General features: G+C 42.3%; 10 protein-coding genes and 1 pseudogene. 6 read left to right on the top strand and 5 right to left on the bottom strand.

Features of this window, described 5'->3' with window-relative positions:
- Window positions 1–93: 93 nt before the first annotated feature.
- Complete coding sequence (locus IQ242_RS08210) at window positions 94–564, bottom strand: DUF29 domain-containing protein (RefSeq protein WP_193959625.1); 471 nt, start codon at window positions 562–564, stop codon at window positions 94–96.
- Window positions 565–844: 280 nt separating this feature from the next.
- On the opposite strand from IQ242_RS08210, the gene IQ242_RS08205 reads away from it, so the two are divergent.
- From IQ242_RS08205 to recN, 3 genes are all read left to right on the top strand, one after another.
- Entirely contained in the window at window positions 845–1903 is a 1059-nt protein-coding gene (locus IQ242_RS08205) for a DUF2157 domain-containing protein (RefSeq protein WP_193959624.1), read from the top strand.
- 95 nt (window positions 1904–1998) lie between these two features.
- Window positions 1999–2679, top strand: a complete 681-nt coding sequence (rppA, locus tag IQ242_RS08200; protein WP_193959623.1) for a two-component system response regulator RppA — start codon at window positions 1999–2001, stop codon at window positions 2677–2679.
- 201 nt (window positions 2680–2880) lie between these two features.
- On the top strand, window positions 2881–4635 hold the full coding sequence (recN, locus tag IQ242_RS08195; protein WP_193959622.1) for a DNA repair protein RecN: 1755 nt from the start codon (window positions 2881–2883) through the stop codon (window positions 4633–4635).
- Here the strand turns inward: recN and IQ242_RS08190 are convergent.
- Together IQ242_RS08190 and IQ242_RS08185 are read right to left on the bottom strand one after the other, a co-directional pair.
- Complete coding sequence (locus IQ242_RS08190) at window positions 4612–5253, bottom strand: Uma2 family endonuclease (RefSeq protein ID WP_193959621.1); 642 nt, start codon at window positions 5251–5253, stop codon at window positions 4612–4614. The two genes, recN and IQ242_RS08190, sit on opposite strands and share 24 nt — an antisense overlap.
- 24 nt (window positions 5254–5277) lie before the next feature.
- A complete protein-coding gene (locus IQ242_RS08185; protein WP_193959620.1) occupies window positions 5278–5919 on the bottom strand; it encodes a Uma2 family endonuclease in 642 nt (213 codons plus the stop codon).
- A gap of 121 nt (window positions 5920–6040) precedes the next feature.
- Between IQ242_RS08185 and IQ242_RS08180 the strand changes: the two genes are divergently transcribed.
- Window positions 6041–7198: an FAD-binding oxidoreductase gene (locus IQ242_RS08180; RefSeq protein WP_193959619.1), complete on the top strand. Its 1158-nt coding sequence runs from the start codon at window positions 6041–6043 to the stop codon at window positions 7196–7198.
- Between the two features lie 243 nt (window positions 7199–7441).
- Here IQ242_RS08180 and IQ242_RS08175 read toward each other — a convergent pair whose 3' ends face one another.
- Window positions 7442–7717 (bottom strand): hypothetical protein, encoded by a 276-nt coding sequence (locus IQ242_RS08175; protein ID WP_002768833.1) that lies wholly within the window; start codon window positions 7715–7717, stop codon window positions 7442–7444.
- A gap of 325 nt (window positions 7718–8042) precedes the next feature.
- Here IQ242_RS08175 and cysS point away from each other — a divergent pair, with 325 nt between their 5' ends.
- Window positions 8043–9485, top strand: coding sequence for a cysteine--tRNA ligase (gene cysS, locus IQ242_RS08170; RefSeq protein ID WP_185237867.1), 1443 nt, complete (start codon window positions 8043–8045; stop codon window positions 9483–9485).
- Here the strand turns inward: cysS and IQ242_RS08165 are convergent.
- Window positions 9468–10160, bottom strand: a pseudogene (locus IQ242_RS08165) (glycine betaine ABC transporter substrate-binding protein); the annotation flags it as partial. The gene cysS and the pseudogene IQ242_RS08165 overlap by 18 nt on opposite strands.
- A gap of 72 nt (window positions 10161–10232) precedes the next feature.
- Between IQ242_RS08165 and IQ242_RS08160 the strand changes: the two are divergent.
- On the top strand, window positions 10233–10400 hold a 168-nt coding region (locus IQ242_RS08160), incomplete at its 3' end, for a helix-turn-helix domain-containing protein (RefSeq protein WP_193959618.1).

Here is a 10400-nt window from a genome sequence, read left to right as displayed (position 1 = left end):
CTCCTGCCCCCCTTGATAAGGGGGGTGCCGATAGGCGGGGGGATCCCCCTTAATCAGGGGGGTGTCTGACAACTTTTAACACCTACCTACTTATCAGCCATAGAAATCTTCGTCAAGAATTTCTTCTAAGGAAAAAGGGCAGTCTAGGGGATAGGCTTCCTCTGGAGGAATCGCAATTCCCAAGTCAGCCAATTTAGTTTCCTTGATGGCAATTTTACGACCTTTAGGATAGGTTTTATCGATGGCGATTGCTAGATGAGATTTCAAAGAAGGGGTGTTTTCTAGTAAGGCGATAACTCGTTCCCTGTGTTCGACAATGGAGCTACACCAGCTAGATTTCATGCTTTCAGGGGCGGAGGATTGGACTTTTAATTTCAGTAAATGAGCCAGCAAAATCATTAAATTTCCTTCCAGGGCATTTTTGTCTGATTTACCCAATTCTTTTAACTCCTCAACTAAATGAGATACATCTAATGCCTGAAAATCTCCTTGTTCTAACTGACCTATTGTTGTTATCAGCCATAATTGAAAATCTTGTTCATAGAGTTCTGATTTAGTTGTCATGATGGCTTCGATAATAGTTAATCTAGATTGAGTTATACTCTATTTTGCAGATTTCGGATGTTTCTAGCGGTAAATATTAAGTAGCTGGTTATAATTAAATTAAAAATGGATTTTAGGTTCGATCCCCCCTGCCCCCCTTGATAAGGGGGGTATCTGATAATTTTTAACGCCTACCTACTTAAGTTTTATTACAGGATTTGACATCTGCGCCTATGCCCTATTCCCTTATCCTTAGGATAAGCGGTTAAAATACATCTTAGCTTAAGGACTAGAGAATATTATGAGACTAGAAAGAGAAGATTTTGATTGGGCGGTACAACAAAACCTAATTACTGCCAGCCAAGCTGAAAATTTATGGACAGCTTTTTTGTCCCGTTATCCCCAAGAAGATGAAGTTAATCGCCCTCGCTTTAATTTTGCTAATGTCGCCTATTATTTTGGGGCATTAATTGTTATCTCTGCCCTGGGGTGGTTTATGAACGAAGCTTGGGAGAGTTTCGGTGGTGCAGGACTCTTTTTTATCGCCCTGTTTTATGCAGTTTGTTTTATTTGCACGGGTAAAAATCTCTATTTTCAGCAAAATCTTAAAATCCCCGGCGGCCTTTTATTTACCATGGCAGTGGCCATGACTCCCTTAGCAATCTATGGTTTACAACGCTGGACAGGATACTGGCAAGCTGGATATCCGGGCATCTATCGAGATTTCCATACATGGATTAAAGGCAGTTGGTTTTTAATGGAATTAGGCACGATTATCGCAGGATTAATAACTTTAAGATTTGTTAAATTTCCCTTTTTAACTGCACCGATCGCTTTTAGTCTGTGGTATATGTCAATGGACTTAACCTCTTTACTATTTGGAGAGGACGAATATACATGGAGACTGCGACTGTGGGTATCCTTTTGGTTGGGAATTGCCTGTTTAATAACTGCCTATTTAATTGATGTACGTCAGCGTCGCAGTCGGGGAGATTTTGCTTTTTGGCTATACCTATTCGGATTAATTATGTTTTGGTTTAGTCTATCTCTCCTCATCGATGATAATGAAGCACAACGATTTTTGTACTGTCTAATTAACTTGGGATTGATGTTATTATCCGTCCTGCTAAAAAGAAGATTATTTGTAGTTTTCGGAGGTATCGGAGTATTTGCCTATCTTTCCTATCTCTCCTATCGTCTCTTTGCCGATTCAATTTTATTTCCCTTTGCCCTAACCGCCCTGGGACTTGGTATTATCTATATGGGAGTTTTGTATCAGCGTCATTACCCAACCTTAGCTAGATTTATTGAAAGTTATATTCCTCTCGAATGGCGCAATTTATTACCCAAAGATAGATAATTAGGAGAAATGGGGATATGGGGAAATGGGGAGATTCAACTAAAAAACCCCAAAACCCCAACCCCCCAACACCCGACACCATCTTTTTTACTTTTATGAAAATACTTATCGTTGACGATGAAAAAGAATTAACCGAACCCTTAGAACAAATTCTTGCTCAAGAAGGCTATGAAGTGGATATTGCTGATAATGGTCGGACGGGGTTAGAATTGGCAGAAGAGAATAATTATGACCTCTTAATTCTCGATTGGATGTTACCCCAGCAATCCGGATTACAAATCTGTCAATATTTACGGGATCAAGGGGACACCACTCCCGTTTTATTTCTAACCGCTAAGGATACCATAGACGATCGAGTGGCGGGATTAGATGCCGGTGCTGATGATTATTTAGTCAAACCCTTTCAACTGCGAGAATTATTAGCGAGAGTCCGCGCTTTATTGCGTCGTTCCCCCAATTTTGAAGCTAGTAATAGCAGTAAATTAAAATCTGCTGATTTAGAACTCGATAGCGAAAATCAAGTGGCCTATCGTCACGGTCGCACGATCAGTTTATCAGCAAAAGAAGTACAATTGCTGACTTTATTTATGACCCATCCGGGTCAACTTCTCACCCATGAACAAATTTATCAGCATCTCTGGTCAGAAGGGGAGCAACCTAATAGTAATGTGGTTCCTGCCCTGATGCGCTTACTGCGTCGTAAAATCGAAGCGACCGGAGAAACACCTCTAATTAATACTGTCTATGGGAAAGGCTACCGTTTCGGGGAAAATTAGGGAATGTTGAAAGATAATGAGAATAAGTAACTGGTTATAATTAAATTAAAAATGGATTTTAGGTTCGATCCCCCCTGCCCCCCTTAATAAGGGGGGTGCCGATAGGCGGGGGGATCACCCCTTAATCCCCCCTTAATAAGGGGGGTGTCTGATAATTTTTAACGCCTACCTACTTAGCAACTGATTACTGATTACCGATATATGTTATCCTGCCTACAAATTGAAAATTTTACCCTCATCGATCGCTTAGAATTAACTTTCGGGAACGGATTAAATGTACTGACCGGTGAGACGGGGGCAGGAAAATCGATTATATTAGATGCGATCGATATTGTTCTCGGTGGTAAAGTCAATCATCGCGTCATCCGTCAGGGAAGCCAACAATCAACCCTAGAAGCGACTTTTTCTCTGACTCCAGAATTAATTGTTTGGCTAGAAAGTCAGGAAATTGACCCATTAGAGGATAATAGTCTGACCATCAGCCGGGAATTAGTGATTACTAATAATTCCTTGCGTTCTCGTTCTCGGATTAACGGAGTCGTCGCTAATCGCCAACAAATGGCGCAAATAAGAGATTTTTTGGTAGAAATCACCGCCCAAGGTCAAACAGTTCAGTTAATGGACGCTAATCGACAGAGGGAATTATTAGATCTCTACGGGGGTGAATCGCTGCTGCGGCAGCGGGAAAAAGTAGCCACAGCCTACCTTAACTGGCAAGAAAGCAAGAATAGTTTAAATAATAGGTTGAAATCGGAACAAAATCGCCTACAGAGATTAGATTTACTAGAATATCAACTAAAAGAACTAGAATCAGCTAATTTAACTGACGCTGACGAGTTGGAACAGTTGGAACAGGAAAGAAACCGACTCTCCCACGGTGTCGATTTGCAAAATTCCAGCTATCAAGTCTATCAACTACTCTACCAAAATGATCGCGATCAACCCGCCGTCGCTGATTTGTTAGGAAAAGCTGAAAATATCTTGACAAATATGATGGTTTATGATAGCAGTTTAGAGCCAATTTTAGAGATGGTGCGATCGGCATTAAATCAGGTGGTGGAAGCGGGACAGGAAATCAACGTTTATGGGGATAGTCTAGAGGCAGATCCGGAGAGATTGAACGAGATAGAAGAGAGAATTGTCCAACTTAAGCGCATTTGTCGCAAATATGGCCCAAGTTTAGCCGAAGCGCTCGATTATTATCAGAAATTACAGCAGGAATTAGCGGAGTTGACGGGAGAAGGACAATCCATTGAAGAATTAGAAAAAATTTGTCAGCAACAGGAAAACATCTATCGAGAAACTAGCACCCAGTTGACCTTTTTGCGACAACAAACCGCTAGTCAACTAGAAAAACAATTGGTACAGGAATTAAAACCTTTAGCCATGGAAAAGGTGATTTTTGTCTGTCGGATTAACCCGGGTAATCCTAGCAGTCTGGGAGTCGATCAAGTGGGATTTTATTTTAGTCCCAATCCGGGGGAAAAAATCCAACCTTTATCCAGTACCGCTTCCGGAGGAGAAATGAGTCGCTTTCTCCTAGCGTTAAAGTCCTGTTTTTCCCAATCCCAATCGGCAGCGATAACCCTAATTTTTGACGAAATTGATGCGGGAGTATCGGGAAAAGTTGCTCAAGCAATTGCCGATAAATTAGATCAATTAGGTCAACAATATCAGGTTTTATGCGTTACTCATCAACCCTTAGTGGCTGCTTTAGCTGATCACCATTTTTGCGTTTATAAACAAATGATTGCCGAAGATAATTCCACTAATCTCTCGGAAATTCGCACGGTTGTCCGGGTTACTTCTCTCGATAATCGTCAGACGAGAAGGGAAGAATTGGCACAATTAACGGGAGGAAATTCGGCAGCGGCTGCCATCGCTTTTGCTGAGTCTTTATTGGATAAAGCGGCTGCCAAAAAACAGCAGGATTTAACCTTGAAATTGAGTGATTAACCAACGTCCCACCTGACTTTGATCTCTGGTGCGTGCCTGTTGTAAAGCTGACTCTAAAACCGCAAGTCTTAAATTAGGTAAAACCTTTGATATATCAATTCTTTTACTACCTCGATCGATTATTTCAAAAGCGAATATTTGGGGATAATCGACGTTAACACTCCAGTATTCACTAACTCCTAATTCTTCATAGAGTAAGCGTTTATTACCTAAGTCATCATTGAGGGTAGCTTTTGAGATTTCAATGACTAAATCTGGTGGGGGATACTGATTTAAATCAATCATCGAAGTACCGTAGGAAATTAGATTAGCTTTCTCCGCAAAATAATAAGATATATCCGGTTGAACTTCTCGATAACCCGACTTGCGAAAACTGCAATTATCTTTGGCATTAAAGGCCAAATTTTTTAGGGTAGCATAGAGACTAACAGCGAAGATCAAAATAGCATGATCGCTGGCATGATCGTTACCAATAGGAGTCATTTCTAATCGATAATAGCCATTGTAATAATAACTTTTTCCTTGATTTTCTGGGAAGTTGTTAATTGCTTCTAAGTATTCTTCCCAACTACCTTTAATCCATAAATCTGTCGAGATAGTAGTTTCTAGCTGTTGCATAATCTTCGCCTCGATTTTATGGGGTTAACCTTGAAATTGACTGATTAACCAACGTCCCACCTGACTTTGATCTCTGGTGCGTGCCTGTTGTAAAGCTGACTCTAAAACCGCAAGTTTTAAATTAGGTAAAACCTTTGATATATCAATTCTTTTGCTACCTCGATCGATTATTTCAAAAGCAAATATTTGAGGATCATCTACCTTAACACTCCAGTATTCACTAACCCCTAATTCTTCGTAGAGTAAGCGTTTATTGCCTAAGTCATCATTAAGGGTAGATTTTGAGATTTCAATGACTAAATCTGGTGGGGGATACTGATTTAAATCAATAATCGAAGTCCCATTTGGTATCAGATTCGCTTTCTCTCCTAGATAGTAAGATATATCGGGCTGCACTTCTCTAATTCCTCTTTTGCGATAGGAACAAGTGGGGAGTCCTTGAAAAGGAATTTCTTTGAGGATAGCGTAGAGACTCACCCCCAAAAAGACAACGTGATGATCTCTAGCGTGTTCAAATCCAATAGGAGTCATTTCTAATCGATAATAGCCATTGTAATAATAACTTTTTCCTTGATTTTCTGGGAAGTTGTTAATCGCTTCTAGGTATTCTTCCCAACTAGCTTTAATCCATGAGTCAGTTATCCCCCTAGTTTCTATCTGTTGCATAGTTATCTGATCCCGCTTTGAACTTTTTCTCTAATTATAGCAACTATTGCTCAAATCAGAACCAGGGAACTGAGCAAGTATAATGATAGAATGGATTAATTGAGAAAAAATAAGCCCAATTATGACCACAACTTATGATTATATAATTATCGGTGGTGGTATCACCGGTTCCGCCTTAAGTTATGAACTAGCTAACCTAGGCAGTCGAGTCCTCTTATTAGAAAAAGAAACCCATCCCCTCAACGCCACTTTCTACAGTTACGGGGGTTTAGCCTATTGGTCGGCTACCACAGAAATCGAGAGAAAATTATATCAAGAAGGTCGAGAAATTCAGCGCAATTTATCGCAGGAATTGGGCATAGATAATGAATACCGGGACATAGAGTTAATTCTCACCGTTAACCCTGAAGATGACCCAGCCACTGTGGCCGAAAAATTTGCTATCTTTGCTATTACCCCCGAAATTCTCGATCCGCAAGCAGCGATCGCTTTAGAACCTCTATTAAATCCCGCAGCTATCTCCGGAGTTTTACGACTGCCCCACGGTCACATCAACGCCGAAAAAACTAATCTTGCCTATCAACAAGCTTTTCTGCGTCTGGGAGGCAAGATTATTCGGGAAGCTGTCATCGAATTAATTGAAACTGCATCGAGAATTACCGGCGTAAAAACTCCTAAAAATAATTATTATGCTGGGGAAACTATCGTCTGTGCGGGGGGATTAACCCGGTCTTTACTGCAAAAATCCGGTATTACTGCTCCCGTCTATTTTACCCATGCCCAGGTGATCAAAATTCCCCCCACTGAGATCAAATTAAACACCCTAGTTATGCCCGCAATTGCTGCCAGATTGCTATTAGAGCAAAAAATCACCCAACTAGAAAAGCAGGGCATTTGGCAGAGAGAAACCCCAGAAATAATTGCCAGTGTTTTAGAAACGGGGGCGGTACAATTCCGGGATCAAAGCCTTTATCTAGGGCAAATTAGCGCCATTATCACCGATCCAGATGCGATTTTAAACCCTCTGGCCGGGGAAAAAGCAATCCGCACCGCCGTGGGGACATTGCTGCCCTCTTTAGCCTCTCTCCCCGGCAGCTGTCATCATTGCCTAGTGGCCTTTGCTCCCTCGGGACGGCCTCTAGTGGGAGAGATCGCCGATAAAGTGGGATTGCAGGTATTTTCTGGCTTTACCAGTACACTTGTATCTGCTCCGCCCCTGGCCCGACGTTTTGCGCGTCATCTGCTGGGGGAAAATGACGAGATAATTAGGGTTTGCTGAAAAAGTTTTTCGTGGGGACAGGGTGTGGGGTGTAGGTTTTTACCCATTTTCATCTGGTAAATTACCTAATTTTCAGGGAAAAAGTCCCGGAATTTTCCCCCCGATCCCTCCCAGATCTGGGACTTTTTGATTGACCAAAAGTCTAAAAGTCTTACCCAACAAGGTTTTTAGATTTATTTAGCAAACCCTAATTGCTAATTGACAAAAGTTAAGAGAGAAATTAACTGATGGTTGCCATTAATCCTAATCGACTTTTTCCAACTGCCAAAGAATTTGGTTTCCCTCCCGTCTGACCCGGGAGATTACCCAATTTCGCCACGGCCAATGGTCGCCGCGACTGGTAACGGCACCTGGATTAATATCCATTAAATCGGCCACTTCGGCGCTGGTAATCAAATAACCGCGATTGGCCACTTCATCGGCAATGCGTAGGGTTTCGATGAGATTTCTTAGCTGGTCAACTCTTTCTCCCCGGGGTAATTGGATTTCATCGCCAGCGCTATTAGGTGGTTCATTCATAGTTAGGGTCTGGTCAAAGTTTATTAACAATTAAAAATTGTCGGTTGAGGCAAACAATCAAGCTTTCCTCTCGTTATTCTATCGATTCTATCAATAATAGTTGTCATCAAAACAGTCCTATCTTCTCGAATCTTACCGTCACATCTTTACTAAAACCCCAAAAACCCCTTGACAAAAAACACAAAATATAGTAAGTAAATCAGGGAAAGTGGTTAGCGGTCACTGATAACTGATCACTGATAACTGATAACTGATCACTGATAACTGAAAATAACTGCTATAAAATTGGACTAGCCTTTTTCCCCAGAAAAAAATTTCTCCATCCATGACCTTAATCCTCTACAACACCCTCAGTCGTCGCGAAGAACCCTTTACCCCCCTCATCCCCGGCATTGTCTCCATGTATTGCTGCGGCATTACCGTCTATGATTATTGCCATTTGGGTCATGCGCGTACCTGTGTGGTTTGGGATGTGGTGCGGCGTTATTTGGAGTATCTCGGCTATCAAGTGCGCTATATTCAGAATTTCACCGATATTGACGATAAAATTCTCAATCGGGCTAAAAATGAACATACCACCATGGCAGCCGTAGCCGAGAAATTTATCGAGGCCTACTTTGAGGATATGGCAAAATTAGGAGTCAGACCGGCGGACGCTTATCCCCGGGCCACTCATACCCTCGACGGGATCAAGCGCCTAGTCTATGAATTAGAACAAAAAGGCTATGCTTACCCCAGCGATGGCGATGTTTACTATTCCGTCCGTCGTTTTTCTGATTATGGCAAACTATCAGGGCGAAAACTGGATGATCTGCAAGCCGGGGCCAGCGGCCGGGTAGAAACCGACGACCCGGAAGCAATTAAAAAACAAGACCCCTTTGATTTTGCCCTCTGGAAGGGGGCAAAACCGGGGGAACCTAGTTGGGATTCTCCCTGGGGCCAAGGTCGTCCGGGGTGGCATATTGAATGTTCGGCCATGGTCAAAGAACAATTGGGAGAAACTATCGACATTCATGTGGGGGGAAGTGATCTGATTTTTCCCCACCACGAAAACGAAATTGCCCAAAGTGAAGCGGCTACGGGTAAACCTCTGGCCCACTATTGGTTACATAATGGCATGGTTAAGGTGGCCGGGGAAAAAATGTCGAAATCCCTCGGTAATTTCATCACTATTCGCGAGTTATTGGCAAAATATGACCCCTTAGCCGTAAGATTATTAATTTTAGGCGCCCAATACCGCAAACCGATCGATTTTTCCGATGAGGGATTGCAGGCGGCCACTAATGGCTGGCATACTTTACAAGAGGGTTTATCCTTTGGTTATAAGCATCTTCCGCCCGATAATCCCGCAATTACTGACCAAGAGCTAGAAAATCGCTTTCAAGAGGCGGTAAATCACGATTTTAACTTTGCCGGTGGTTTAGCGGTGTTATTTGAAATCGCTAAGGAATTACGCAAGGAAGGTAATAATTTAACCCATGCGGGTAATACGGACAGTAATCTGGCCGAATTAGCGGTAAAATGGCATACTTTGGTGAAATTGTCTAGGGTTTTGGGTCTAGAAATTGCCGCCGACCAGAGGGAAACCCCTGTTTCTGAGGGAATTAGTGCAGCGGAAATCGAAAATCTCATCCAACAACGGACAGAGGCGAAAAAAGCGAAAAATTACGCCGAAAGCGATCGCATTCGCGCAGAATTAAAAGCCCAAGGCATTACTTTAATCGACCAACCCGGGGGAGTGACTAAATGGTTAAGAGAGGGAGACTAGAAATTCTTTAACCACTTCCTCCACCCTGCGATCGCGTCCATCCACCTGATAGTTTAATTTCTGCATAGCTGTGGAGGTAATTTTGCCGGTGAGTTTCGCTAAAACCTGTCGCAATTGCGGATATTTTTGCAAACTATCCAGGTTAAAAATCGGTACCGCTTCGTAGGGAGGAAAATAGCGTTGATCATCTTCTAGGATGACTAAATCTAGCACGGGAATTAAGCCATCGGTGGAATTTCCCGCCACTAAATCCACTTGTTTTTCGGCTAAAGCGCGGTACATTAACCCTAAATCCATCACTTTCGGGGGTCCGGCAAAATTTAGGCCGTAGGTCTTCGCTAATCCCTTGTAACCGTCTTCCCTTTCCAAAAATTCATAACCAAAACCCGCTTGCCAATTGGGTGTATATTTAGCAACTTGCGAGAGAGTTTTCAGATTGTATTGACTGGCGGTTTCTCCCCGGATAACAATGGCGAAAGTATTCTCAAATCCTAAACTGGGAAACACTTCTAGATTAAATTTTTCCGGATAAATCTCTTGCAGCTTTTCAGAGACTAATCGGGCATCGTTAAGGGGTTTTTCTTGCAAAATTCCCGTGAAAGCCGTGCCAGAATACTCCACATAACCGTCGATTTTACCCGCTTTCACCGCTTCATCGAAAATTTGGGTCTGAAACCCCGTCGTTCTACGACGGCTTTACTGTTAAATATGAGCATCGTTTACGAAATATATGCTAAAATATGAGACATGGAAAAAGCCTATTCTTACCGATTTTACCCGACACCAGAACAAGAGTCGCTATTGCGGCGCACTTTGGGATGTGTAAGATTGGTTTACAATAAAGCTCTCCATCTCAGAACACAAGCTTGGTACGAAAAGCAAGAAAGAGTAGGCTACGCTCAAACTTCTTCAATG

It is taken from the genome of Microcystis sp. LEGE 08355, assembly GCF_015207185.1.
Lineage (GTDB): Bacteria > Cyanobacteriota > Cyanobacteriia > Cyanobacteriales > Microcystaceae > Microcystis > Microcystis panniformis.
This window is presented reverse-complemented; position numbering and strand designations above follow the sequence as displayed.